This window comes from Thalassotalea fusca, assembly GCF_053485835.1.
On sequence record NZ_JBQRUN010000006.1, the window covers coordinates 121,789 to 148,450 of the forward strand.

At 40.7% G+C, this 26,662-nt stretch carries 21 protein-coding genes; 6 read left to right on the plus strand and 15 right to left on the minus strand.

Features of this window, described 5'->3' with window-relative positions; translation table 11 throughout:
* Position 1: 1 nt before the first annotated feature.
* From ACSLUK_RS09585 to ACSLUK_RS09615, 7 genes are all read right to left on the minus strand, one after another.
* Positions 2-1,339: a Na(+)-translocating NADH-quinone reductase subunit A gene (locus tag ACSLUK_RS09585; protein WP_448548342.1), complete on the minus strand. Its 1,338-nt coding sequence runs from the start codon at positions 1,337-1,339 to the stop codon at positions 2-4.
* Positions 1,340-1,707: 368 nt separating this feature from the next.
* Complete coding sequence (fabV, locus tag ACSLUK_RS09590; RefSeq protein WP_448548464.1) at positions 1,708-2,898, minus strand: enoyl-ACP reductase FabV; 1,191 nt, start codon at positions 2,896-2,898, stop codon at positions 1,708-1,710.
* Positions 2,899-3,015: 117 nt separating this feature from the next.
* Positions 3,016-4,113: a TRAP transporter substrate-binding protein gene (locus tag ACSLUK_RS09595; protein WP_448548343.1), complete on the minus strand. Its 1,098-nt coding sequence runs from the start codon at positions 4,111-4,113 to the stop codon at positions 3,016-3,018.
* A gap of 18 nt (positions 4,114-4,131) precedes the next feature.
* A complete protein-coding gene (locus ACSLUK_RS09600) occupies positions 4,132-5,517 on the minus strand; it encodes a TRAP transporter large permease (RefSeq protein WP_448548344.1) in 1,386 nt (461 codons plus the stop codon).
* On the minus strand, positions 5,517-6,047 hold the full coding sequence (locus ACSLUK_RS09605; RefSeq protein WP_448548345.1) for a TRAP transporter small permease subunit: 531 nt from the start codon (positions 6,045-6,047) through the stop codon (positions 5,517-5,519). The genes ACSLUK_RS09600 and ACSLUK_RS09605 overlap by 1 nt, the downstream gene beginning before the upstream one ends.
* Before the next feature lie 147 nt (positions 6,048-6,194).
* Positions 6,195-6,518, minus strand: a complete 324-nt coding sequence (bolA, locus tag ACSLUK_RS09610; RefSeq protein WP_448548346.1) for a transcriptional regulator BolA — start codon at positions 6,516-6,518, stop codon at positions 6,195-6,197.
* Between the two features lie 132 nt (positions 6,519-6,650).
* Positions 6,651-7,223 carry an alpha-ketoglutarate-dependent dioxygenase AlkB family protein gene (locus tag ACSLUK_RS09615; RefSeq protein WP_448548347.1) on the minus strand — a complete coding sequence of 191 codons (573 nt, stop codon included), beginning with the start codon at positions 7,221-7,223 and terminating at the stop codon, positions 6,651-6,653.
* A 131-nt stretch (positions 7,224-7,354) separates the two neighbouring features.
* Here ACSLUK_RS09615 and ACSLUK_RS09620 point away from each other — a divergent pair, with 131 nt between their 5' ends.
* From ACSLUK_RS09620 to ACSLUK_RS09640, 5 genes are all read left to right on the plus strand, one after another.
* Complete coding sequence (locus ACSLUK_RS09620) at positions 7,355-8,509, plus strand: methyltransferase (protein ID WP_448548349.1); 1,155 nt, start codon at positions 7,355-7,357, stop codon at positions 8,507-8,509.
* Positions 8,506-9,072: a YajG family lipoprotein gene (locus ACSLUK_RS09625; RefSeq protein ID WP_448548350.1), complete on the plus strand. Its 567-nt coding sequence runs from the start codon at positions 8,506-8,508 to the stop codon at positions 9,070-9,072. The genes ACSLUK_RS09620 and ACSLUK_RS09625 overlap by 4 nt, the downstream gene beginning before the upstream one ends.
* A gap of 1 nt (position 9,073) precedes the next feature.
* The gene (locus ACSLUK_RS09630; RefSeq protein WP_448548352.1) at positions 9,074-9,658 is read left to right on the plus strand and encodes a peptidylprolyl isomerase; all 585 of its coding nucleotides are present in this window, start codon (positions 9,074-9,076) and stop codon (positions 9,656-9,658) included.
* A gap of 366 nt (positions 9,659-10,024) precedes the next feature.
* Entirely contained in the window at positions 10,025-10,354 is a 330-nt protein-coding gene (locus ACSLUK_RS09635) for a hypothetical protein (protein WP_448548353.1), read from the plus strand.
* A 466-nt stretch (positions 10,355-10,820) separates the two neighbouring features.
* Positions 10,821-12,449 (plus strand): AmpG family muropeptide MFS transporter, encoded by a 1,629-nt coding sequence (locus tag ACSLUK_RS09640; protein ID WP_448548354.1) that lies wholly within the window; start codon positions 10,821-10,823, stop codon positions 12,447-12,449.
* Between the two features lie 762 nt (positions 12,450-13,211).
* On the opposite strand, the gene ACSLUK_RS09645 is transcribed toward ACSLUK_RS09640, so the two are convergent.
* The 3 genes from ACSLUK_RS09645 to ACSLUK_RS09655 all read right to left on the minus strand — a co-directional run bounded on the left by ACSLUK_RS09645 (position 13,212) and on the right by ACSLUK_RS09655 (position 18,440).
* On the minus strand, positions 13,212-16,787 hold the full coding sequence (locus ACSLUK_RS09645; protein ID WP_448548355.1) for an ABC transporter permease/M1 family aminopeptidase: 3,576 nt from the start codon (positions 16,785-16,787) through the stop codon (positions 13,212-13,214).
* A 9-nt stretch (positions 16,788-16,796) separates the two neighbouring features.
* Positions 16,797-17,672, minus strand: coding sequence for an ABC transporter ATP-binding protein (locus ACSLUK_RS09650; RefSeq protein WP_448548356.1), 876 nt, complete (start codon positions 17,670-17,672; stop codon positions 16,797-16,799).
* 216 nt (positions 17,673-17,888) lie between these two features.
* A complete protein-coding gene (locus tag ACSLUK_RS09655; RefSeq protein ID WP_448548357.1) occupies positions 17,889-18,440 on the minus strand; it encodes a YkvA family protein in 552 nt (183 codons plus the stop codon).
* Positions 18,441-18,642: 202 nt separating this feature from the next.
* Between ACSLUK_RS09655 and ACSLUK_RS09660 the strand changes: the two genes are divergently transcribed.
* Positions 18,643-19,920, plus strand: a complete 1,278-nt coding sequence (locus ACSLUK_RS09660) for a DUF3667 domain-containing protein (protein WP_448548358.1) — start codon at positions 18,643-18,645, stop codon at positions 19,918-19,920.
* A gap of 106 nt (positions 19,921-20,026) precedes the next feature.
* On the opposite strand, the gene ACSLUK_RS09665 is transcribed toward ACSLUK_RS09660, so the two are convergent.
* The 5 genes from ACSLUK_RS09665 to recJ form a co-directional block, all read right to left on the minus strand.
* The gene (locus ACSLUK_RS09665; protein WP_448548359.1) at positions 20,027-20,656 is read right to left on the minus strand and encodes a LysE family translocator; all 630 of its coding nucleotides are present in this window, start codon (positions 20,654-20,656) and stop codon (positions 20,027-20,029) included.
* Between the two features lie 304 nt (positions 20,657-20,960).
* On the minus strand, positions 20,961-21,731 hold the full coding sequence (locus ACSLUK_RS09670) for a DUF4344 domain-containing metallopeptidase (RefSeq protein WP_448548360.1): 771 nt from the start codon (positions 21,729-21,731) through the stop codon (positions 20,961-20,963).
* A 271-nt stretch (positions 21,732-22,002) separates the two neighbouring features.
* Positions 22,003-23,544 (minus strand): lysine--tRNA ligase, encoded by a 1,542-nt coding sequence (lysS, locus tag ACSLUK_RS09675; RefSeq protein WP_448548361.1) that lies wholly within the window; start codon positions 23,542-23,544, stop codon positions 22,003-22,005.
* A gap of 114 nt (positions 23,545-23,658) precedes the next feature.
* A protein-coding gene (prfB, locus tag ACSLUK_RS09680; protein ID WP_448548362.1) for a peptide chain release factor 2 occupies positions 23,659-24,757 on the minus strand; the annotation gives its coding sequence in 2 pieces (ribosomal slippage) (positions 23,659-24,681 and positions 24,683-24,757; 1,098 coding nt in all).
* A 173-nt stretch (positions 24,758-24,930) separates the two neighbouring features.
* Positions 24,931-26,658 (minus strand): single-stranded-DNA-specific exonuclease RecJ, encoded by a 1,728-nt coding sequence (gene recJ / locus ACSLUK_RS09685; protein WP_448548363.1) that lies wholly within the window; start codon positions 26,656-26,658, stop codon positions 24,931-24,933.
* Positions 26,659-26,662 lie beyond the last annotated feature (4 nt).

Genomic DNA, 26,662 nt, shown 5'->3' on the forward strand with positions numbered 1-26,662 from the left:
TCTAACCTTCCTTCTCAATTGTGGTTAGGCAATCACGAAGCAATACACCGTAGTCGGTTTTACCCGGACAAACAAACGTACATAGTGCTAAATCTTCTTCGTCTAGCTCTAATGCACCAAGTTGTTGAGCACTATCGGTATCGCCTGCACATAAGTCGCGCAATAATAGCGTCGGTAAAATATCTAACGGCATAACACGTTCATAGTTACCTATTGGCACCATCGCACGAGCACTACCATTAGTAGTAGTTGTCATACCGAATAATTTACTTGGGAAGAAATGTGACATATAGGCACGTGTCACAGAGAACTTATTAGGACCTGGATACATGTACCCAATGAACTCTTTTTCACGACCTTCACGCAAAATAGACACCTGAACATGGTATCGGCCTAAATAACCGTGAACACCTTTGGCATCTTGACCTAAAAGCAAAGAGCCTGAAACAATACGGATCTCACCGTCTGTTGTTTCACCGTTTGTCAATTCTTGCGTGCTTGCACCCAAAATTGTCTTAACAAGGCGAGGGTTCTTCGCAGCAGGACCTGCTAAAGAAACAACACGTTCACTGTTAATTTCGCCCGTCAAGAATAACTGACCATAGGCAATAACCTCTTGATAGCCGAGGTGCCACACTACTTTGTCTGCACTTGCAGGGCGTAAAAAGTGAATTTGCGTACCTACCAAACCAGCTGGGTGCTTACCTGCAAACTCATTTACAGACACATTACCTTCAGAAGGAATGTTGCTGCTAGGCGCTTTAGACAAGAATACTTGACCATCAGTTAGTTTTGACAAAATAGACAAACCAGCTTTAAACGCATCAGCCTGTTCATTAATGATAACTTCTGGGTTGGCTGCTAATGGATTGGTATCCAATGCACTGACAAAAATCGCAACCGGAGTTGAATCAATTGCAGGGATCTTGCTAAATGGGCGAGTTCTAAGCGCTGTCCATAATCCTGATTCAACAAGATTTGAAACAACGTCTTCTCTCGACAACTTAGCTATGTCGTCTTTAGCATAGCTCTTAAACGTTTCTTGCTCGTCACCATCGATTTCGATGACTACAGATTGCAAAACACGTTTTTCACCGCGGTTAATCTCAGTTACTACACCTGCAGCTTGAGCAGTGAATTTAACGCCTGGGTTCTTTTTATCTTCAAAAAGCACCTGACCTTTTTTTACTCGGTCTCCTACTTTGACACGCATAGTAGGGCGCATACCCACAAACTCTTCACCTAGTGTCGCAACAGTTTTGATGGTCGGACCATCATGGATTACTTGCTGGGGAGCACCTTCAACAGGAACATCCAGACCTTTTTTTATTGTAATCATAAACACTTGCACTACTTTGACGGGAGTAAATCAGTCAATTTTTACCGCACGAAATTACCGTATAAACATCAAAGGCTTACAACGTACGAATATTAAATTGGTTGATTTCAGTGTATTTCAGCAGACTGTAGCTTTTCTAGATAACTCCAAAAAAGTACAACTACCGGCTCTTAAGTTAAATTTTACTGCCCCGAATTTTAGCACAAAAATTCACAAATGCGCCATTAGGGTTTGATACTTTTCTTTACAATTCTCTGCACTTTGGTGAATTTTTAATCTAAAGCAACAATTTTAGAAGTTAGCAATTAAAAAAAAGGCCAAAGTTTTAAAAACTATGGCCTTTTAAAGTTTGAATTTTTGTACAAAAACTAGACGAGATTATTTATCTCAGCTAGAGGACTTACATCTGCATCATAATCAACAGAATCCATGCCAAAACCAAATAGTTTTAGAAACTCATTATGATAACCAACATAGTCCGTCAGCTCATCAATGGTATCTGAGTCAACGGTATCCCATATTTCTTGCACGCGATCTTGTACTTTATCTTCAAGTTCAAGATAGTTTTGGCTAAAGCGACCTGCTTCATCAAAACGAGGCGATTCACCAAACAAGTTTTCACGAAATAGCCCTTGAATTTGCTCAATACACCCTTCGTAAGTTCCGTCTGCTTTCATCACTTTGAACATTGCCGAGATGTACAAAGGCATGATAGGAATTGCCGAGCTTGCTTGTGTCACAACGGCATTTAAAGAGGTAACATAAGCTTTGCCATCAATAGCTGACATTTTATCAGTGATTGCTTTGGCAGCACGGTCTAGATCTTCTTTTGCACGACCGATAGTCGCATGTCCGTAAATTGGCCATGTCAGTTTTTTACCAATATAAGTGTAAGCTGTAGTTTTGAAGCCTTCAGCTAAAACACCCGCTTCACTTAACGCGTTAATCCACAATTCCCAGTCAGCACCACCCATAACATCAATTGTGCCTTGGATTTCTTCTTCAGTTGCCGCTTCAACAGACACAGAATCAATAATACGCTTTGAGGTATTAAGGTTTTTAGTTGTTACACTTTCACCAATTGGCTTTAATGTTGATGAATAAACTTCACCTGTATCTGGATCTGTGCGTCGCGGTGAAGCCAAGCTGTAAATCACTAAATCGACTTGCCCAAGCCCTTCTTTAATGGCATCAATGGCTTTTTGCTTAATTTCATGTGAAAACGCATCGCCATTAATATTTTTTGACCACAAGCCTGCTTCGTCAGCCGCTTTTTGGAAGGCTGCAGTATTGTACCAACCAGCACTCGCAGTTTTCTTTTCTGTCGGCTCTTTCTCAAAAAAGATACCCAGTGTATTTGCTCCACAGCCAAATGCTGCAGTAATGCGCGAAGCTAAACCATATCCCGTTGACGCCCCAATAACGAGCACATTCTTTGGCTTGTTTTCTGCCTGTGGTTGAGATTTAACATAAGCTATTTGTTCATTTACGTGTGCTTCACAGCCAACTGGGTGAGCGTTGGTGCAAATAAAACCTCTAATTTTTGGTTGAATAACCATATTGACGCCTTTTCTATGATTTCTAAAAAATTGCCGCATAGTTTACTCCGAAGAATAAATTATGAGGTACGACGAGTTGCGCATGTAGTAAGTATTTTCTACATGCGCTTGTAAAGATTATCTGTTTTGATAATAAGTCTTGATAGTCAGGTCGTGGTAGTCACGAATCGATGCTAAAAACTCACTGTAAGATTTCCAAACTTTGGCAAAACCTTCATCGGCCGCAACCTGCTCTGCAATAACTTCATCAGTGATACGTTTTAATTCTTTTATAACAGGAGTTGGCAATGTTCTCATTTTAACATTGTGTTTATCCATCAATGTTTTTAACGCCGCATTATTCTTGGCATTATAGTCATCTAAAGTAGATTCATTTACTGCGCGGGCTGCTACTTCAACTATTTTCTGTAAGTCTAGCGGCAATTGCTTAAAGGCCTTTTCGTTAATTAGAAACTCTAACCCTGTGCCCGGTTCATGCCAGATTGACGAATAATAATATTCAGCCGCTTGGTAAAAGCCAAAAGCCAAATCATTGTATGGACCTACCCATTCAGTTGCATCGATAGCACCACTTTGTAGCGAGCTAAAAATCTCGCCACCAGTTAGTGTAACGGGAACCGCGCCAGCACGTTGCAATACCTCGCCTGCCAACCCAGGAATACGCATTTTCAGGCCTTTCAAGTCGTCAATGGTATTAATTTCTTTTTTAAACCAACCCGCAAATTGTGCACCAGAATTACCACCAGCCATCGGAATTACACCAAATGGTTTGTACATTTCGCGCCATAATTCCAATCCGCCACCAAAATGAAGCCATGCATTCAGTTCAGTTGCTGTCATGCCAAATGGAATAGCGCCAAAAATCGGCGAAGACGGGATCTTGCCTTTCCAATAATAAGAGCCACTATGCCCCATTTGCACAGTACCTTGCGATACCGCATCAAACACCTCAAAACCAGGGACCAATTCACCAGCGCCGTAGACTTTGATAGTCAGTCGACCACCACTCATCTCGTTTACATACTCGGCAAAGCGTTCTGGTGCCATTCCTAGCCCTGGAAAGTTCTTTGGCCACGATGTTACGAGCTTCCATTGAAACTTTTTCTGAACAGCCGCTGTGGCGCTGTCAGAACTTGTCGACTTGTCACCACATGCAGTTAATCCACCAGCTACGACCAAGAATAGACTTGCCAATACTAACTTTATTTTTTTCATTCTATTTGTTCCGTGTTGTTACGAGTAAATCACACTTGGTAACCAAGTTACTAGCTCAGGCCATTGAGCGAGCGCTAAAAGTAACAGTAATTGCATTAAGATAAAAGGTATTACCCCGCGATAAATAGCGGAAGTTTTAACAGACTTGTCTGCAACGCCACGTAGATAAAATAGTGCAAACCCAAATGGTGGAGTTAAGAACGAAGTCTGCAGGTTGATGGCAATCATGATGCCCAACCAAACAGGATCAAGCCCCATCGCTAGCAATATCGGTGCAACAATAGGCACGACAACAAATGTGATCTCGATAAAATCTAGAATAAAGCCAAGCAAAAAGATTACTGCCATGACAATAATAGTCGCACCAACTACCCCACCAGGCATTTGCTCAAATAAGCCATGTACTAACTCTTCACCGCCAAAACCTCTAAAGACTAAAGAAAACAAACTCGCACCGATTAGGATCAAGAACACCATCGAGGTTATTTTTACTGTGCTTCGAGACACGTGTTTAATGTTCTCGGCAGTTAATTGCTTTTGGAATACAGCAAGAATTGTAGCCCCCATCGCACCAACGCCAGCTGCCTCAGTCGGCGTAGCGTAACCAAAGAGAATAGAGCCCAGTACTACAAAGATTAATGCTAACGGTGGTAAAAGCGCGGTAAGCATTAATACCACTGTGGATTGACCATTCTTGATTTCAGCAATGTCTTCATCGGTTAGGCTAGGTACCGATTCAGGCTTAACAATTGCCATAAAAAGGCAATACAAAATGTACATACCAACCAACACCATGCCCGGTATAACCGCACCAGCAAATAAGTCTCCTACAGAAACCGTTTCTGGATTAAATATGCCCATTTTGAGTTGTGCTTTTTGATAAGCGCTCGACAGTACATCACCTAGTAAAACTAGCGCAATAGATGGAGGGATTATTTGACCTAGCGTACCCGTTGCACAAATCACCCCTGTCGCAAGCTTTTGGTCATAGCCACGTTTTAGCATAGTGGGTAGCGATAGTAGTCCCATGGTAACTACCGTTGCCCCTACGATGCCGGTACTTGCTGCCAATAACATACCAACCAGCGTAACAGAAATTGCCAAACCACCATTAAAGCGCCCAAATAACAGCGCCATTGCATTAAGTAGGTTTTCTGCAATTTTTGAGCGTTCGAGCATCGCGCCCATAAAGACAAACAATGGTACAGCCAATAAGGTTTGGTTATTCGCAATACCGTATAGGCGGTTAGGTAATGCAGACAAAAACGCGGATTCAAAAACCCCTGTCACACTACCAATTCCAGCGAAAATTAATGCAGTTCCCGCCAATGATAGTGCCACCGGATACCCCAAAAGCAGCACAATACACACCACCAAAAACATGAGAAGCGCTAAATATTCCATTAGTTCGCCTCCTTATGTTTTGCTGATAACAAAGTATCAAGATTGCGCAAGATCTCGGCAATCCCCTGTAAGCCTAGCGAAAAACAGAGCAGTAAAATCAATGATTTATTTAGGTATACTAGCGGCAAACCACCTGCTTCGACCGATTTTTCCAAAATTTGCCAAGACGTGAGTACATAATCATAACTCAACATAAATATGGCTACGCACACAGGGATCAGGAAAAAAATTGTGCCAAATAAGTTAACTTTAGCCTTTTGAATTGCGTTGAAGTTTTGATAAAAAATATCGACTCGTACATGACCATCAGCTTTGAGGGTGTATGCGGCACCTAACATGAATACGACAGCATGAAAGTAAAGCACCGATTCCTGTAGCCCAATCCAGCCGACACCAGCGCCATAACGTAGCACTACGATAATAAAGCTCACCAACACCATTGCTAATGTAAGCCATGCGATAGCTTTGCCTGTGAACTCGGTAAACAGATCTATCCAAGAAGTGACTTTTTGCAAGCCAGAATGTGACATTTCAATTCCAAACGACAAGAGTATTTTTATTATTGGGCGCTAGAAATAGCAAAATTTGAGGAAAATAGAAACCTTACCAGCCAAATTAACCAAGGAATCTCGCAAACGAGTTGTCTACTATTTTTAACAACTCGTTAAGTTAAAGCATTAGGCGGTAGCCTTGCTTCCTCCCAAACATTTTGGTGAAAGTGGTGTATTGTCGGCATAGTACTCATGCCACTCTTTTTCAGTGTATGTATGCAAGGCTAAAGCGTGAATATGCTCTGCTAATTCTGTCGCTAAAACAGCATTAACAGCACGATGACGTTTGATTAATCTTTCTCCATCAAACGCATTTGAAACGATGATCACTTTAAAGTGAGATTCGCTCCCTTTCGGCACGTTATGTTGGTGACTTTCGTTAATAACATCAAGGTGTAACGGTGAAAATTCAGTAAGTAATTTTTCTTCGATTATCGATTCGATTGTCATACTTTTCCCTTATTAAAAATACCTACAACGACCTTATTAACTGTAGACCGAGACGGTGGAATTACCACCCATCTAGAAGTCTAATTTTCGAAAATCCAGCTAACATTTTGCTCTGGCTGCGAAAATAAAAAATTATTTAATTTGCCGAAAAGTTAGATTGATTCTTGCTTGTAATTTTGTCGTTTCTTTTAAAATGGCGTGCTGCCAAAAATGCTGCATTTCGCCAGACATCACTAAAAGGTCGCCAGATTGTAGTGGTATTTCATACTTTTCTCCAGTGACTTTATGCTTCAACTTGAATATTCTAGTTTGTCCAAGCGATAACGAGGCGATAACAGGATTTTTTCCCAATTCACTTTCATCATCACTATGCCAACTAACACTGTCATTTTCATCACGATAATAATTAGCCAATACCGAATTGAAGGTGACCCCGCAGTGCTGCGACACGCGCTCATTGAGCACGGCTAGCGTAGTTGTAAACGAGTTTGGTTTGAGTTGAATTCCTGAATAACTATAAGTTTGTTGATTATCGCCAAACCACGCTTGCAACCTAGGTACAGCAATCTGCTTACCGTACATTGCGATATAGTCCTGATGCCAGTGTATTTCTCGCTCCAAAACGTCCGCCAATTGATAGCTTTCTTCAAACGATACAAAACCAGCAATATAATCAATGTTGGCATTAGCTAAGGATATTTTCATATCGTGTCAGTGCTTCTTATCTGGTTGAATTTATACCAGCTTCCCCCAAAAATAAGAAAGCGCTGGTTGCCATCTCGATATTTTGACACAATAGCGGCCAATTTTAAGCGTTATTTTATTGATTTTTAGACATGCTGAGTCCATTTTTTTTACTTCAAGCGCAACAACATAAGCCATTGCATCTTGAACGCTTTCCTACAGCACAGATCAACCGAAGTTTGCAGGCATGGGATGCAGCAGATGAATACTTGATTAATTATGTGCGAGATAACAACCTTGTTAATCAAGAAACAAAGATACTCATCATTAATGATAGCTTCGGCGCGTTAGCAATAAATTTTCCTGATAACAACGTTTATCAGTTCAATGACTCGTATGTTAGTCAACAAGGTACATTGAATAACTACCAATTAAATAACCTTGACTCAACGCACCTAAATCAATTGACTAGCCTCGATGAACTGCCGGATGAGGTTGACATCATCCTGTTTAAAATCCCTAAGTCTAAGCAATATATGACGGATTTGTTGGCAAGGATAAGTGCAAAATACAGCGATAACGTTATATTTATTGCGGCAGATAAAGCTAAACAGATTCAAAAGAATACTCTAGCAATTTTTGAGCAGTTCCTTGGCACCACCACCACCTCTCTCGCAGTAAAAAAAGCACGGTTGGTATTTTGCCAGCTAAACAATAAGCACACTAAAAAACCAAGTAACAACGTATTATCTTGGCAACTAGACTCACCAAAGTTTACCATTTCTAACTTGTCGAATGTGTTTGCACGCGAAAAACTCGATATTGGCGGTCGATTTTTTATTGTACATTTGCCGACAGTTAATTCACAACAGTCGGTGATTGATTTAGGTTGTGGAAATGGCGTCGTTGGGCTTACTGTACTGGCTCAAAATGCCAACAGCCAAGTTACTTTTGTTGACGAATCATTTATGGCGGTAAAATCTGCGCAAATGAACGTAGCGCAAAATTTTCCGGAAGCCGTTGAACACGCTAGATTTATTGCCGATGATTGTCTTACTTCTCTCGAAAGTCAAACCGCAGATTTAATACTTTGTAATCCCCCCTTCCATCAACAAAATGCAGTGACAGATCATATTGCATGGCAAATGTTCAAAGACAGTTTTCGTGTTCTACGTAAAAACGGAGAACTGCGTATTGTTGGCAATCGGCAACTTGGCTATCATATCAAACTTCAGCGGCTATTCGGCAATTGCGAGACAATTGCCAGTAATAGCAAATTTGTGATTTTATCGGCGATAAAAAAATGAGAATAAAGCATCTTGTAGCAGTATCACTTTTAGTCTTAGTGCAAGCGTGTAGTAGCGCCCCTAATCAGGTTGTCATTAGCCCTGAATTACCCATAGTACAAAGTAATGGATATGCTCAGCAATCTGTCGCAACTTCAGTGATAGATTTACGAACAGCACATCATTTAATTCAAATTGAAAAGCCTGAACAAGCAGCCAAGCTTATCTCAACACAACAACACTTACCCAACATTTTAGAACGCGCGCTTAACAGCAGTTTTGAACGTGGTGGGATGACGATCAATGCCGCAAGTGCGAAATCGATTGAAGTGGTAATTAACAAGGCACTGTTTGTCGTAAAACAAGAAACGCTGAAATATCAAGCTAATGCCAACATAGTGTTAACGGCCAAGGTCGAGAATGGAGCGCAAACACTCACCAAAACCTTTACAGTGAGAGGCAATAACGAAGGCCCACTGACAGCTGACATTGCAGTTTTGGAACGCGATTTCAACCAACTACTCACGAAAATCATTGGCAATATTGTTAATGATCAAGAAGTACAACAATTTGTGAATAATTAACATGAAACGACTCTTTGCAATTCTCTGTCTTTTCTCTCTAAGTCTCGCGGCGAAAGAACCAGCAATTGACCCTGACAACCTATTCCCTCGCGTTAAGTTTGAAACGTCGATGGGCGTCATTGTTGTGGAACTTGACCGGGTAAAAGCGCCGATTACCGTCGACAACTTTTTAACGTATGTGGTTAAGGGTGAATACGACAACACGGTATTTCATCGCATCATTAAGAACTTTATCGTACAAGGTGGAGGCTATGACACGAGCTATGCACCTAAGAAAGTCAACGATGATATTGTTAATGAATCTGGTAACGGATTAAAGAACGACTTAGGCACTATTGCCATGGCAAAAGAAAGCCAACCGCACACAGCAAACCGTCAGTTTTTCTTTAATGCTGCTGATAATGCCGACCTAAATCCCGGCCGCCGCTGGGGATATACCGTATTTGGCAGCATTGTTGAAGGAGAAGAAGTCATGATGGCCATGGCAAATGTCGCCACAAATTACAACGAAGAACTAGGCTGGGAAGATGTGCCTGTTGAGCAAATCAAACTGATTAAAGCATCACTTTTGCCAGAAGAGTTTTAACTACTATCTGAATGTTCTGAAGAAAGGGCAACTCTAACGTTGCCCTTTATTTTTCTGTAAAAACAGCCCCGCTAGTAGACTGATATCTAAGATACTTTCTGGTCAACCACTAATTATTTACATTTAATTACGCTCAACGCTTTGACATTGCCTTTTTTTTCTACGATAAATAAGGTAGAAACGAGAACATACAATAATAAGTGCGCAACAATACCCGGCAAATTAAATCTAATCATTCGATACAGGATTCAATATTGATTTCTTCTGACGCATGATGAGTGGCTAACGTTTGTTAATTGCATTATAAAACGATCTTGTGGAGAAATTTAGTAACGAATAAATCCCTTGAAGGCTTGAGGAATCAGAATGATAATTGAGCAGTTTATCAATGAGAAAATTGTACAAATAGACAACTATATATCAGCTGTTTTCGAACACACCCTGCATTACACAGAGTTAGATTTTTTTATTAATCAAACCATGGAAGAATGGACACTTCTCAATGTAGAAGACGACACGCCAGGCAGTGCTCGTGAGCGTGTATTCTGGCACGTGGTTCACCAGTTGAGTTTGCATGGAGCACAGGCCTTGGATAACAACTTATTCCTTAAGAGTGAGATTACCACCTGCTTAGATTTTTTCGACGGCATAGGCAGTTACCCTATTGATTGCATTGGCTGGCGCCCCATCCCATAACTTGAATGAATACATATTTTGTCAATAATACCAACCCGTGTAAGAAATTGCTCTCTTAGCGAGAATTTAAAGGTTTAGAGGCAAGGCATTGATTGCAAAGAATGGTTGTTCTCGGCAACTGCGTCCTGCGTTGCCCTAATGTCCCACATCCATGTGGGAACCTTGTTAAAATCAATAACGCAGCATATAAGCCTTTAAAACTCGTCCTTTGGAAATGCATGGGCAATATGATGACTGCATAAAATAAACTTAATGTACGACTGCAAGGATGCAGGAGGTAGAGCGACGCAGGATGCCAAAGCCGAGATCAACTATATCTACACTTATTTCGTTTGTTCTAATGTTGCCCATGTCATTCTATGAGGGCAATTCTTTATGCGGATTGGTATAATTAGTGCTTTGCGAACAGGCTTACCTCTGCTAGTCTCTGCAACTATCTGCACTTTATAAATATTATTGCTGTTTTATGGCCCAACCCCATTCTTTCAAAGAAATAATTAGCTATTTTAAGAATAAACAACTTGTCACAATCTTCATTTTTGGCATTGCAAGTGGTTTTCCTTGGGTGATGACGGGTTCAGCGATGAGCGGCTGGCTTAAAGACGAAGGCTTAAGCCGATCTAGTATTGGATTATTCGGTCTCATATTTGCTGCATATTCCATTAATTTTCTTTGGTCTCCCCTTACCGACAGAATTAAGATTTGGTATTTAAACAGCGCACTTGGCCAGCGTAAGAGTTGGATATTCATTACACAACTTGTCATTATTGCCGCAACCATTGCCTTAAGCTACCTTAATGTTCAACAACAACTGTCTGTTATGGCGCTCTTTGCGCTGTTCATTACCATCGCTGGCGCGACTCAAGACATTGCAATTGATGCGTTCCGCATAGATTCATTAAGTGATAAAGACAGCGGCTATATGGCTGCTGGCTCTGCAATGGCCACCGCTGGCTGGTGGACAGGGTTCGCAGGGCTGGGGAGCGTGCCATTCATACTAGTTGACAGTCCTAACTGGGCATGGCCAGATGTCTATTGGGTACTGGCATTTATTATGACAGCGCTTATGTTTAACACACTGATCGCTAAAGAACCCAAAAGTAACGGCCGTGATCAAATAATTCACGGAATACAAGAGAAATATCAACAACTAATGCCATCACAAGGAATAAGACCTTATGGTGTGCTGTTCATCTTGCCCATAATTTTTCTCTTTATCATCTACGCCAATATTGGTTATCCGTACTGGCCAACGACTCTGATCGCTGACGAATACCGATTTACCGCAATTACCCTCATCATCGTTATTTTAATGGCGATGTTTTACCAGCAGCTTAGAGCGATGAATAGTGATTTAGCAGGACGCTCGTCAACTCATGCCTCCAACATGATTCAAAGTACGCCCTCGACCATTCATCGGTTGGCGGCTTGGTTAATCGCTACATCAGTAGCACCGATTCAAGAGTTTTTTGATCGCAATGGCTTTAAACTCGCAATATCAATCTTACTGTTCGTGTTTCTATTTAAAATTGGTGAAGCTTATTTGGGAAGAATGTCGATAGTCTTTTACCGTGAAGTCGGTTTTTCCAATGAAGATATCGCGTACTACTCAAAGCTAATTAACTGGGCAACAACGATTGTCTTTTCGCTGATTGGCAGCGTATTTACGATTAGATACGGCATATTAAAAGGACTTTTCATTGGTGGCATAGCGATGTCGGCAAGTAATCTCTTATTTGCAGCAATGGCTGTGGTAGGCCCTAACAAGCTGCTCTTTGGTTTTACCGTATTTGTTGATGGCTTTACGTCGGCATGGGGTTCGGTCGCGTTTGTCGCCCTGTTGTCAGTGCTGTGCAATAAAACATTCACTGCGAGCCAGTACGCGCTAATGGCATCCCTAGGTACATTTGGCCGTGTTATGGTCGGTTCTTATTCAGGCATTGTAGTTGATTGGCTAGACGGCAATTGGGCACTATTTTTTATAATGACTTCTTTGATGGTTATACCTAGTCTGTGCTTTTTGTACGCAATTCGTAAGCCATTAACCCAATTGATTGACCGGCATGATCAAGAATTAAGGGCTGCAAATACTTAAGCAATTTAATTGGGTGCGGATTTATTTTAACACCAGCGTAGCATCACACGGTGAATTCACCTATGATGAAATAAACTCACGATAACAATAAAGCTTTGATATGATTCGATTGTTTTTCTTATTGCCAATTATAATGTGCGCGATTTGGTGGTTCTACTTAGACGCAAAAGGCTTCTCTGTTAAAGAGGGCATTCGTGGGTTTATTTATATTCTAGCGTTCAATGCAATCATCATCGCGTTTTTTGTCATGATGATGTACGTCACTCGTTAGCATCAATCACTAATACCAATTGAATTAAATATTTGATCATTCAGCGAGAATTAAAAGGCTTAGAGGCAAAGCATTGATTGCAGTTAATGGTAGTTCTCGGCAACTGCGTCCTGCGTTGCCCTAATGGCCTACATCCATGTAGGAACCTTATCAAAATAAATAACGCAGCATATAAGCCTTTTAAACTCGCCCTTGGGAGCTTGTCAGGAAAGTGATAACTTCACAAATTTCTTTGATGGACGACTGCATGGATGCAGGAGGTAGAGTGACTCAGGAGACAAAACCGAGAATGACTACAACAGCATCAATTTGCTTTGGTCTAACTTCCCTGACATAGCTCTGAACTAGTCAAATATTTATTTCACTTGGTATAAGTTTCATTGTTGTTCAATATACTATTTCGTAAAATCCTATCTTGAAAAACCCTATATTGAAAAAGCCAGCTGATGTCGCTATCAACTGGCTTTTTACTATACCTTTAGCTTGATTGTTTACAGGCGATAAATATTATCGGCACTGTCACGATCTACAAGTTTAACGAAAGGATCCACGCCCACATATTTAGGACGTTCTTTAAGCGTTAATGTAATCGTATTCTTACCTGACTTAATTAAGTGTTTACTTAGGTATTGTACAAAGTTATCAGAAGACAAGTCCTCAGGATCGTCGCTAAACGCACCTATATCAACCATATCTTCAAACTCATGTTCCGTCTCCATACCTTGCCCATCAGCACGTTTGAGTGCCGCTTGAATAACAATGTTGATATCGAACATGCCATCTTCACGATCAACCACTTCAACACTCTCAGTTTTTAAGTCATACAAAGTAATATGTTCAAAAACACCGCTAACGAAATCGTATTCCTGCTCGTTTGCATCTGCCGTAATATACGCCAGTAGGTCTTTTGTCGTTGGATAAGGTGCACTTTGATACTTATACGCTGATAAGAAGTTTCTTAAGCTGTTATTCAAACGTTTTTCACCCAAACGATCTTTCAACGACATCATTACGACTGAGCCTTTACGATAATGAATGTACGACTGATTCTCGCTGCGCATCAGTGGCATTTCTTCCAACAATTCTACGCTTCGACCACGCAAATAACTGTCTAATTCATACTTCAGGAATTTTCTGATCTTCTCAGGTCCATATTTCTTTTCCATGACCATCAAAGCGCTATATTGCGATAGACTTTCAGAAATAATGGCACTTCCTTGAACATTTGCCGCGCCAACTTGATGTCCCCACCACTGATGAGCAACTTCATGCGCCGTGACATAGTACACAGGATCAATATTTTCAGGGTCGCGTAAGTCAGTGATGAAACCAATTCTCTCAGAATATGGCACCGTATTCGCAAAACTCTGTGCAAAGCTACGATATCCTGGGAATTCTATGATTCGCATTTGCTTATGCTGATAAGGACCAAAATTCTCGGTAAAGTAATCAATTGAATCTTTCACACTTTCTATCATACGTTCCACATTCATATGATGGCCTTCGTGATAGTAGATTTCGATATCGATACCTTTATAAGCTTCCTTCTTGGCTGACAATTTCGCCGACATGATAGAATAGAAGTTCACCATCGGAGCATCCATTTTGTAATGGAATGTGCGGCGACCATTTTCCACGGTTTCGCTTTGTAGATACCCCGGTGCTATAGCGAATTGATCTTCTGACGTCGAAATTGTTGCTTCGAAGTCAATAAAGCCAATCCCTTTGCCAAAGAAGCTTTCATTATAAAATTGCGCTTCTTCTAATTTATTAGCACGCTTAACAGGCTCAAGATCACGCTTTCTACGCTCGTGGCGATCTTGCAGTTGCACACCTTCCTGGTAACCAAATGCAGGAAACAAGCTGTAGTTGTTAACAAAGGTACCATTGTAATTAACTGCAAGGTCATTATTTCCATCTGTAAATCCTTGATGAGCTCGCTCTACTAACAACTCCCCTTGTCGAGACTCACCAGGCTGCAATGGTTCAGAAAATTCAAACCACGCAACGTCAAACTTGTCATCAGTTTCGCCTAGTTTCCCGCCTTCAATGACAACATTCCATTGTTGTGTAAACTGAGGTTTAGCCACCATAAATCGTTCTATTGCTTTATCAGAGGTATTTTTAATGGTGATATCAGCCACAGCGTTGATACGACGTTCAGATGGAAAAATATCTACTTTCGCATGCGTTTTTACAATCGTAGGGATTTCATCTTGTGCATGTTGCACGTATGTTTTTTCATAGTCAGCGCGTAGTTCTAACGCATCATCTTCAACTACGTACTCGTTTAAAATACGCGTGTTGTAGTGAATATAGCTGCCAGCAAATATGAATACAGCCAAGCCCGCGGCCACACTTATTTTACCAGGTAAACCTAAGTAATAAGGCACTTTCTTAATTCTGGCTTTTAGTGGCTGTACTGGTCCACGATGCCATAAAGCATAAGTTAGCGAAGCTAAAATTACGGTAGCACCAAGCCAATACAGCATGTACCAAGAATGACTGTTAAGAAACTGGCCATAACCATTGATATCTGAATACAGCACTTGAGGGGAACCAGAAAACTGGAACATATTGTGGCTAAAACCAAAGTTGCTCAGCACTATGGTCGAAATAATATAGAGCACAAACAATATCATACCGATAAATTTGTTCGGACTGACCACCTGTAAAAAGAAAGCCAAAATAGCCGTCATAATTAGCGGGACAAAATTAACATATCCTAGGCGAACCAAATACTGTGATAATTCGAGGTTGTCGTAGCCTTTAACTAATTGGTTAATCACGGTTACGCCAGTACCAAACAGAAACAGTAATGCAATTACCAAACTAATCGCTACTATCTTTGACAACCAAAAAGTAAGGTTGTGTACAGGCATCGAGTCAACAATATCTCCCATGCCAGAATTACGCTCACGCCATACAATTTCAGCGCTGTAATACGTTAATACGATTAACATTAACAGGCCTGTCGAGCCGACAATTAAACCTACCATAGATTGTGTAATCGGCCAGTTTGGCGTACCAAACATTCCCGGCGGATCAATGAGAGGTGCTACCAATGAAAATATAGTAAATGCACCTAACACTAAAAATGGCGCGCTGAATATAACCTGACGAATTTCAAAACGAACACGCAGTGCAATGTGCGCTAACGTGGTAACGCCACTGCTTTTGGTATCAATACGATTATTTAATTTATCGGCTATAGAAGATTCCGTCTGATCTTTGTTTTTCTTCAGCTTTTGACTAGCGCGTAATGTAACTTTTGACGTAAATCGCCCAAATACAGCTAAAATCACAATCGACGCGGCCAACCAAATTAAGCGGTTCTGCACAAGAACACCCACCAATTCAATTTCGGCGTTGTTTTTGTCGTGCATCGTCCAGTAGCGCGTTACTTCGCCAAAGGTATTCGCGGCAAACGGATCTGCTAGAGCAGCTATAGTACGGTACTCAGGTTCTGATAAAAATTGACCAGACACAATATAAACAATGAATACACCTACGGCGACAAGGTACACAGCCATCATGCTGCGAAAACGAATAGCTACCGCGTAGAACAAACAAGAAAGTACGAAAAGTGTTGGCAGTGATAAATAAAAATATGCAGTGAAGTAATGAGCCAAGTTCGTCGGCCCTAAACGCTCAGGGTCAACCCAGCCTGTGATGCCGCCGATTAGTGTCCCTAATAAGATACCTAGTGGCACCATGGCAAATACCGCAGCAACAACAGCAAAGGAGCCAAAAAATCTCCCTAACTGGTAACTCACTGGGTTAATAGGTTTGCAGTAAAGCAACTCTGCCATTTGTGTTGCTTCATTACGAGTCGCGGTATTAGCGACAAAGTTAACCACTAAGAACATGGCAAAAATGCTCATAATGATTAACGTTTGCGCAATTGAAAATGGGCCGTTGTACAGTACATTACCACCGCCACCAATTTGGACATTTTCGCTGACTGTGGCAAAAAAGGTAAGTAAAAAGAAGATTAACCCCGTCACATAGAACGAAGGCTGACGCACAAAATAACGCCATTCAAAAGTTAGCATTTTAAGAAACATGCGACGCTCCTATGCTACTTTACGATGATTATGAAGCGTAGAAAAATATACGTCTTCTAGATTTGCAGGTGTGGTGTCAAAACCCGTAGGCGCCTGTTCTGCAATAACATGAACTATAGTTTTACCAGCAAATAGTCGTTTTGAAATAACTTGCATTTCTGTTTCAATATCTGCGGCCTCAACTTGAGAAACTGTTTTACGCCAAATTTGACCATTTAGTTGTTTTGTAAGCTCTATAGGATTGCCTTCAAGTAAGATTTGTCCTGAAGCTAATACGGCCATATTGGGACAAAGTTCAGATACGTCATCAACAATATGTGTTGATAATATAATAACTTTTTCTTCGCCTAAGCTAACTAGCAAGTTATGGAATCGGTTACGCTCTTCAGGATCTAGTCCCGCAGTTGGCTCATCGACAACCAATAAGTCAGGGTCGCCTAATAATGCTTGTGCAATACCGAAACGTTGTCGCATCCCTCCCGAAAAACCACTCACAGCCTTTTTACGGTGTTGAAACAGATTGGTGTGCGCTAACAAACCTTCAACAACTTCTTTTCTTTCGCCTTTGTTTTTCAGCCCTTTTAACACTGCCATATGTTCAAGTAAATCGTAGGCACTAATTCGAGGATAAACACCAAAGTCCTGAGGCAAATACCCTAACCGTTGTCTGAGTGCCTGCGGATCTGAAAACACGTCAACACCGTCAAATGTTATGCGGCCAGCGTCTGCTTCTTGCAGTGTTGCAATGGTTCTCATCAACGAAGATTTACCCGCTCCATTTGGTCCTAATAAGCCAAACATACCTTTTGGTATATCGAGCGTAACATTATTTAATGCTTTTACTCCGTTGTCATAAGTTTTCGACAAGCCTTCAATTTTTAACATTATTATTATTCCTTACTTATTGCCTACAGTAGTACAACTAACCAACACATTGCGCACACACTCTGTACAACAAAAAAACACTGGTTAATGCATTGTTAACGTATGTTATGCCATGCTGAGTCGGCAAACTCAAGAACAAAACATTGTTAAAATGTTGCAAAATAAAAACCCCGCACTGAGCGGGGTTTTAACAAAAACACAAGTTTTTAAGCTTGATTAAAATATAGAACGGAATGAGGAACCACCACCACGACGTTTTCCACGACGATTTCTCATACGGCTATGCAGTTCACGACGCTTAGCGCCAAGCCATTCTTCACGCGTTACCGTAGTATCACTACCATGCCTTGCTTCTTCACGTTCGCGATATGCACAAAACTCAAGAAACGCTTCAATGTCATCTTTTAGCTCTTCCGCAACAAGCTCAATCATGATGGCATCGTCTAAGAAGCCCAAAACAGGGATGTGATCAGGGACTAAATCTTCAGGATCGCTAAAATACGCCAACGCACTTAGTACATCTGAACGTTCTTCGTCTGGGATTTTCCATTCACTATCTTCAATCATTGCCACTAATGTACGTAATTTTTGAATACGCTCACTTACGAATGCTGGCAAGTCTTCAGCTACAGTATCGCTTAATGCTTTTGCATTAGACAGAATTGCACTTTCACTTAATTGCTTTGCACCAGATTGTGCCTTTCTCATGACTTCGCGAAAATGATCTAAGTCTGACTCTTTTAATTCAAACGTGACTTCAAATGCCATTATAATTCTCCTATGTGTGGCTTTCGTGTAGCAGCGAAACTACAATGCTTTAAATTTAACAGAAGTTCAATCAATCATCACCCCAGTTACGAAAATATTTCTAATTTAATGAAATAAAATCAAAAAATGCAGTTACACCATGGACTTTCGTCATGTTAGTATTTATGTGCAATGTTAATTTTCTGTATAAAGCGAGCTTCGCATGGAACAACAACCTGTTCAAAGTACCTCTCTAACTAGTAACAATTCAACAGAACAGCTACCAGCAGAACAGATAAAGTCACTCGCTGTGCAAGACAATACCAATATTAAGTTTTGCGAAAACTGCCATGCACGAGTTGAAGGTGCCTTTTGCAGCCAATGTGGCCAATCTTTAGAATCGTCCCTGAAATACTTCTGGAGCGTTATTCTCCATTTGCTCGATGATATTTTTAGTTTCGACTCTCGTGCGAGCCGGACAATGTTCCCACTATTCTTTCGACCTGGCTTTCTTACTAATCAATATATTGCCGGTAAACGAGTGCATTACGTTCCACCACTACGGTTATACCTATTTATTAGTATTGTATTTTTCATATCACTGAAGTTTTTTACCGATAGCGCCACGGGAGATTTTGAAAAAGAACATTCAGCATTGAACGAATACAATACTTTTATGACTGAGCTAAAAGAAGAGATCACAACAGCATCTAATGATGAAAAGGTCCCACTGCTAGACATACAAGACAAACTACAATCTTTAGAGGATGATTTGAAATCCAGTAAGTCATCATCCCGATATCGCGTTGCTAAACGTGCTTTAGACATACAGTTAAATCGTTACAAAGATAAGGAACAACTCACGCCTGAAAATTTGGAAGAACTCGCACAGCTGTCAGAGAAACTGGCACAAGCCCAACAAGGTTTAGTAATTGAATATAACGACCCTACATTTTCCATTGGCAACACTGAAGACAAGACACTGAATTTCGCGTTTCTAAGCGAAGACATGAACGAATTAATCAATAAGAAAGCAAATGAGGTTGAAGCGAAAATTGAAAAGCATATGGCGGAAAATCCAACGAAGTTGATTGACTACGCTATAGCCAAATTACCACCGTTAATGTTTGTGATATTGCCGTTATTTGCTTTGTTATTAAAGATATTTTACCTGTTTTCCAAGCGACTTTATATGGAACACTTAACTGTTGCTCTTCACAGTCACAGCTTTATTTTCTTTGCGATATTACTCGTTGAAATACTCGATGTCAGCCATGACGCAGTAGATGCTAATTACCCAGGGCTTGCAGAAGCTTTTTCCACGGTTGCCATGTGCATATTGATATGGATGCCAGTTTACCTGTTTATGATGCAAAAAAAGGTTTATAAACAAGGCTATATATTTACCTTCATTAAATACAACATTATTGGACTCATTTATATCATGATGATCGCATTGACAGGCGTCGCCGCGTTTATTTGGGGGATTGTTGAAGCATAACGCAACGTGGAAACAAGCAACTATCAATCGACTTAAGAGGCCAATGCGAGCTCGTTGGCCTTCTTAGCAGTTAATATCAATTAACAAGAACTTCCTCTTCGCATTGCTAATTGCTATGTGCTGCTATCTTTACTCCAAAACCGACAAGCACAACGCCTACTATTTTTTCAATCAATTGCTTTGAATTTTGAAACGCCTTCAAGAGTCTTGGCTGTGTCAAAAACATTGCTACCGCACTAAACCACAGCAAATGCGCTAACGAAATAACCGCACCGTATAGGATTTGCATAGTAATAGGTGTAGTTTGATCGACAACTTGCGTAAAAATACTTAAAAAGAATATAGTTGTTTTAGGGTTCAAAGCATTGGTAACAAAACCGTTTTTAAATGCAGATAAGCTGCTCAAGTCACCACTCACTTGTTCAATGTCTAGATTTGTTTGCGCTCGAAACGTTTTCCAGCCCATGTAAATTAGATACGCCGCACCACAATATTTAATAATCGAAAAGAGTAAGATTGAATTAGCAATTATCACCGCTAATCCAGCGATAGAATACGCGACATGGATCCATACTGCAGCGCTCACACCAAGTGCAGAATACAACCCAGCTTTACGACTATACGAAATACTGTTTCGCGTGATCATAACAAAATCTGCTCCAGGACTAATCGCCATGAAAACGGCAATGATAGAAACAGTGATGAGTTCTGGTAAATACGTACTTAGTTCAAGCATACAGATTAAATCTCCCTAGATATCGGACAAATTCCGCAGAGTGCTTAAGATATGCACTACATTTCCTAATCATGCATGATTCTACTTTAAAGAACAATTTCTACTTTGCATTAAAATAGCTAATTGGAACCACATTGCATTCAATTGTTTCGATTACTGCGTTTAGCAGAAAATGTAGCATTTCAAGATTATGTTGAACGATGCATGACGATTAACGCTATAGTTCATTACGCCTCAATTCCCCCTACTACTCCTTAAAATATGAAAGGTTTATCAAACGCGTACTATCGGTTATTCAAAAACACTAATTGCGATCTTTCATGTATGGTTTTAGCAATTTAAGCCAACTGCGGGCTACTTTTTCATACTCAAAAATACATAACTCTGCTCTGTCTTCAGAAAAATACGATTGCTCCAGATAAATGCTGTATGTTTCGGGATCGCTGCCGTACACATGGCATATCGTGTTGTAATATCGTTGCAAGTCTAAACTATGCTCTCCCCAAAAGTTTTCGTCCTCTAATACGTTTAGATCTTCGCTTTCTAAGTCAAATAAGTCTGCCGCGCTAATCGCAATTTCTTGCCCATCTTCAAAATACTCAATCAGTAACACCGTCGCCAGTGCGTCAGCCGCATCCTCTTCTTTGCCTACTATGGGGATGTCATACATGAAGATTATTGCATGGGCAAATTCATGAAATAGTGTATGCATCAATGCGTCTGCAACAGCATCTTCTACGCTTACACCAGTTTCTACATAATTGGCCTTTTTAAATCGTTTTTCAATTTCGTCTATGAAGGAAAAAGGAATCGCGATTTCATTTTTTTCACTGTCAAACAAAGGGCCATCATCAGAGCCGAACTTGATACTAAGTTTTATATTAATGAGAAAGGAATCATTTAGAAACGTCACTACAGATGAAACAACACCTGATTTTTCGATTTGTGATTTTATTAAGGATTCTTTGTTATCTTTAGCTGGTATGTAATCAATTCGAATTTCTTCGACCGCTTCAGCACTATTAATTGCGAATATGCTCACAAGCGCTATTAGCCTTATTAGATATAAATTCATGACTTTTCTTCCTTTTAACGGCTCGTTGCATCAAAATATCCGGTTAAGTATTTTTTGTCGCAGACAACAACATTTAAATCAGACTTTCACTATTCTAGCCAATGGATTGAATTTGTTTATGATCCTTTTGTATCGTTTTTTAACTTTTTGTACAGCCTACTAACACACTAATTAAGTACGAATGCTACTAATAAAAAAGCCAACAAGCAGTTAATGCTCGTTGGCTTATTATTTTTCAAATTGAGAAGAACATTCTCAATTTAGCTGGAGACTATTCCGCTAGCGGGCGCATATGCGGGAATAAAATAACGTCTTTAATCGTTGGCGAATCCGTGAATAACATCACAAGACGGTCGATACCAATACCTTCACCAGCAGTTGGTGGTAAACCATATTCAAGTGCATTGATGTAGTCTTCGTCAAAGTGCATCGCTTCGTCATCACCCGCGTCTTTCTCTTCCACTTGCTTGCGGAAACGCTCAGCTTGATCTTCGGCATCATTTAACTCGGAGAAACCATTCGCTAACTCACGGCCACCTACAAAGAACTCAAAGCGGTCAGTGATGAATGGGTTATCATCATTACGACGTGCTAATGGCGAAACTTCCCATGGGTATTCAGTGATGAATGTTGGCTGATCAAGCTGATGCTCTGCGACTTCTTCGAAAATCTCGCAAATGTATTTACCTGGTCCCCAAACTTTCGCAGCTTCGCCTTCTTTTACACCAACTTGTTTAGCTATTGCTTTAATGGCTTCAAAGTTTTCTTCTGGATTACGTAGCACTTTTTCATCCAATTCAGGTGCATACTTTAAGATAGCATCCACCATAGATAAACGTGTAAACGGTTGACCAAAATCGTAGAACTTCTCTTCGATAACTTCACCATTATTGTCACGAACGGTGTTACGAATAACTGGTGTTCCCATAACGTCTTGCGCCAATGTACGTAACATGTCTTCAGTTAAGTCCATCAGATCATTGTAATCTGCATAGGCTTGGTAGAATTCAATCATCGTGAATTCCGGGTTATGACGCGTTGATAAGCCTTCGTTACGGAAATTACGGTTAATTTCAAATACACGCTCAAAACCACCAACAACTAAACGCTTCAAGTATAACTCTGGCGCTATACGCATGAACATTTCGATATCAAGCGCGTTGTGATATGTTGCGAATGGTTTAGCCGTTGCACCGCCAGGAATAGTTTGGAGCATTGGCGTTTCAACTTCCATAAAGTCTCTTTCTGTTAAGAACTTACGAATACCATCTACAATTTTTGAGCGTATTTTAAAAGTATTACGCGTCTCTTCGTTGATGATAAGGTCAACATAACGCTGACGATATTTCGTTTCTTGATCAGATAAACCATGGAATTTTTCAGGTAACGGGCGCAGCGATTTAGTTAATAGCTGGTATTCGTCCATATTTACGTATAAATCGCCTTTGCCAGACTTGTGTAGCGTACCTGTAACACCAACGATGTCACCAATATCTAATACACCCCACTTGGCTTTAATATCTTTTTGAACGTCCTTTGCAGCGTATGCTTGAATGCGCCCCGTCATATCTTGCAATACCAGGAATGGCCCACGTTTTGCCATTACACGACCAGCAACGCTGTATACTTCACTTTCAGCTTCAAGCGATTCTTTATCTTTCTCACCGTGTGCAGCTTGTAAATCAGCCGCATAGTGTTTTCGATCAAACTTGTTTGGGTGGCCATTAGCCGGGCAGTTTTCTCGAATTTGCGCTAATTTGCCGCGACGTTCGGCAATCAATTTGTTTTCGTCTTGTTTCGCTTGGTCTGTCATTTTATATCTCAATTAACGGGTACCATACCCTTTGATTGTTAAACGATTACTACTGAAAGTGGGCACACCCCACGCTTTTTTTTACACTATTGGTTTTACTTAATTCTTTATGTACTAAAGCCCAGACTTCAAACTTGCTTCGATAAACTTATCTAAGTCACCATCAAGTACTGCCTGAGTATTGCGATTTTCAACACCAGTTCGTAAATCTTTAATTCGACTGTCATCTAATACGTAAGAGCGAATCTGGCTTCCCCAGCCAATATCCGACTTACCTTCTTCCAATACCTGCTTATCTTCGTTTTGCTTTTGAATTTCCATTTCATAAAGCTTAGCTTTCAACAATTTCATCGCGGTCGCGCGGTTTTTATGTTGCGAACGATCCGATTGACACGCCACAACTGCTCCAGTTGGGATATGAGTAATTCGAATCGCTGAATCCGTTTTGTTAACGTGCTGGCCACCTGCACCTGACGCTCTAAAGGTATCAACTCTCAAATCTGCCGGATTAATGTCAATCTCAATGTTATCGTCAATTTCAGGATAAATAAATGCAGATGCAAACGACGTATGACGGCGACCACTCGAATCAAATGGCGATTTACGTACCAAACGATGCACGCCAGTTTCTGTTCTTAACCAACCATACGCATATTCACCTGAATACTTAATAGTACAACCTTTGATACCAGCAACATCACCATCTGAAACTTCAATCACTTCAGTTTTGAAGCCATGGGCTTCACCCCAACGAAGGTACATGCGCATGAGCATTTCAGCCCAGTCTTGCGCTTCAGTGCCACCAGAACCTGATTGGATATCTAAGTAGCAATCTGCACTGTCTTGTTCTCCCGAGAACATACGACGAAATTCCAGTTTTTCAATGCTTTCCTCTAGCGCTTTAGTTTCTTGCTCGGCATCAGAAAAGGTTTCTTCGTCATTTTCTTCAACGGCTAATTCAACCAAGCCTTCAACATCTTCACAACCAGCAACTAAACTATCTATCGTTTCAACAACGATTTCTAACGATGCTCGCTCTTTACCTAGCGATTGTGCGCGTTCAGGTTCGTTCCAAACATCAGGTAACTCAAGTTCTCTCACTACTTCAACAAGTCGTTCAGACTTCAGTTCGTAGTCAAAGATACCCCCGAAGTAACTCAGTACGTTCTTTGATTTCTTTAATTTTATTGAGTACAGGATTCACTTCAAACATGGTAATGGCTGTTCTTCTTCAAAACACGATAAAATAGTGGCGCATTGTAACTTATCTGTGAAGCCAAATAAACGTTTGCTGCGCAGTGTATTAGAGATTTTTCTTCTATGTTAACCAAGAGTGGCATTAGATATTGACGCAATATTAAAATTCGCGAATATATCGCGAAATTTCTATTGGCACGCTGTGATGTGTTCCACCATTAATTGCAATGATTGTTTGCCTCTAAACTCATTAATATCAAGCCTATAGGCTAACTTTACATGTGTTGCATTGGCATTAGGCCATTGTTGGATATCAACGTTAAAAGCAATCGCATCAAATGCCATCTGATCTTTTTGCACGACCAGTTTCAGGTGTTTTTCACCGACAATGCGCTGTTGTAACAGCTCAAACCTGTCATCAAAGATTGGTTCAGGGAAGTTTTGTCCCCACGGGCCACCTTGTCGCACCACTTCGGCAAACGCTAAAGTCATTTCACTCGCCTCCAATGAACCATCTGACAAAATGACACCTGTCAGTTTTTCCTCATCCAACAATCGTTTGGCTTCTATTTCGAATGCTTGTTGAAAGGCATCAAAATTTTCACGATGTATCGACAATCCGGCCGCCATAGCATGACCGCCAAATTTTTTAATTAATTCAGGGTGTTTACAATGTATAGCTTCCAACAAATCTCGAATATGTAAACCAGGTATCGAACGCGCAGAACCTTTGACTTCGTCACTATTTTCCACTGCAGCAAACACGATAGTTGGCCGATGAAATTTCTCTTTGATACGACCGGCAACAATGCCAATCACCCCTTGATGCCACTCCGGATGAAACAGTGCAATTGAGAAAGGCAATTTGTTACTATCAAACTTTAGTTGTTTGAGAATGATTTCAGCCTCATTTTGCATACCCTGCTCAATCTCTCGGCGAGATTTATTTAAGCCATCGAGCTCTGCTGCCATCACACGAGCAGCCATAAGGTCTTCAGCCAATAAACACTGAATGCCATAAGCCATATCATCTAACCGACCGGCCGCATTAATTCGTGGGCCAAGCGCAAAACCAAAATCGCTGGCTATCATTCGTTGCTGATTCTTACATGCAACTTCAATGAGTGCTTGAATTCCCGGTCGAGTGACGCCTGCTCGAATACGTTTAAGACCTTGCTCAACTAAAATTCGGTTATTGCGGTCAAGAGACACAACATCAGCTACAGTACCCAACGCAACCAAATCAAGGAGTTGTGCTAAATTAGGCTCAGGGATGTTGCGCTGTTCGAACCAGCCTTTGTCTCGTAGATACTTTCTAAATCCCATCATGAAATAAAAAGCAACACCCACACCAGCTATTGCTTTGCTTGGAAATAAACATTCATGCTGATTAGGGTTAATAATCGCATCAGCTGGTGGCAGTTTATCACTGGGTAAATGATGATCTGTAACAACGACACTTATACCTAATGCTTTAGCTCTTTCAACGCCAGCAAAACAACTTATGCCATTGTCTACGGTGATAATTAAATTGGTGCCTTGCTTAGCGGCAATATCCACAATTTCAGGCGTAAGCCCATAGCCATATTCAAATCGATTCGGCACTAAAAAATCATGATGTTGGACGCCGAACATAGTTAGCGCCGACATCATTAAACTGGTGCTCGTTGCACCATCAGCATCGAAATCACCAACAATCGTTATTTTATTATTCACTGTGACATGCTCAAACAACACATCACAAGCGGCAGGAATGCCCGCCATCAACTCAATCGGTAACAGTTGACCGAGTGTTAATAGTAGCTCGTCGTCGCTAGCAACGTTACGAGACGCATATATTTGACGTAACTTTGGGTGAGAAATATTAGACAAGTGACCATCGGGCACTACTGCCCGACGTTTAATAATTTTTTCCATGAAA

Coding starts and splice junctions, on each gene's coding strand:
- ACSLUK_RS09635 (WP_448548353.1), top strand. CDS start 10,025: ATGATAATTGAGCAGTTTATCAATGAGAAAATTGTACAAATAGACAAC.
- ACSLUK_RS09600 (WP_448548344.1), bottom strand. CDS start 5,517: ATGGAATATTTAGCGCTTCTCATGTTTTTGGTGGTGTGTATTGTGCTG.
- ACSLUK_RS09650 (WP_448548356.1), bottom strand. CDS start 17,672: ATGTTAAAAATTGAAGGCTTGTCGAAAACTTATGACAACGGAGTAAAA.
- ACSLUK_RS09620 (WP_448548349.1), top strand. CDS start 7,355: ATGCTGAGTCCATTTTTTTTACTTCAAGCGCAACAACATAAGCCATTG.
- ACSLUK_RS09640 (WP_448548354.1), top strand. CDS start 10,821: ATGGCCCAACCCCATTCTTTCAAAGAAATAATTAGCTATTTTAAGAAT.
- fabV (WP_448548464.1), bottom strand. CDS start 2,898: ATGGTTATTCAACCAAAAATTAGAGGTTTTATTTGCACCAACGCTCAC.
- ACSLUK_RS09655 (WP_448548357.1), bottom strand. CDS start 18,440: ATGGCATTTGAAGTCACGTTTGAATTAAAAGAGTCAGACTTAGATCAT.
- recJ (WP_448548363.1), bottom strand. CDS start 26,658: ATGGAAAAAATTATTAAACGTCGGGCAGTAGTGCCCGATGGTCACTTG.
- ACSLUK_RS09660 (WP_448548358.1), top strand. CDS start 18,643: ATGGAACAACAACCTGTTCAAAGTACCTCTCTAACTAGTAACAATTCA.
- ACSLUK_RS09625 (WP_448548350.1), top strand. CDS start 8,506: ATGAGAATAAAGCATCTTGTAGCAGTATCACTTTTAGTCTTAGTGCAA.
- bolA (WP_448548346.1), bottom strand. CDS start 6,518: ATGACAATCGAATCGATAATCGAAGAAAAATTACTTACTGAATTTTCA.
- ACSLUK_RS09665 (WP_448548359.1), bottom strand. CDS start 20,656: ATGCTTGAACTAAGTACGTATTTACCAGAACTCATCACTGTTTCTATC.
- ACSLUK_RS09645 (WP_448548355.1), bottom strand. CDS start 16,787: ATGTTTCTTAAAATGCTAACTTTTGAATGGCGTTATTTTGTGCGTCAG.
- lysS (WP_448548361.1), bottom strand. CDS start 23,544: ATGACAGACCAAGCGAAACAAGACGAAAACAAATTGATTGCCGAACGT.
- ACSLUK_RS09595 (WP_448548343.1), bottom strand. CDS start 4,113: ATGAAAAAAATAAAGTTAGTATTGGCAAGTCTATTCTTGGTCGTAGCT.
- ACSLUK_RS09670 (WP_448548360.1), bottom strand. CDS start 21,731: ATGAATTTATATCTAATAAGGCTAATAGCGCTTGTGAGCATATTCGCA.
- ACSLUK_RS09605 (WP_448548345.1), bottom strand. CDS start 6,047: ATGTCACATTCTGGCTTGCAAAAAGTCACTTCTTGGATAGATCTGTTT.
- ACSLUK_RS09585 (WP_448548342.1), bottom strand. CDS start 1,339: ATGATTACAATAAAAAAAGGTCTGGATGTTCCTGTTGAAGGTGCTCCC.
- ACSLUK_RS09615 (WP_448548347.1), bottom strand. CDS start 7,223: ATGAAAATATCCTTAGCTAATGCCAACATTGATTATATTGCTGGTTTT.
- ACSLUK_RS09630 (WP_448548352.1), top strand. CDS start 9,074: ATGAAACGACTCTTTGCAATTCTCTGTCTTTTCTCTCTAAGTCTCGCG.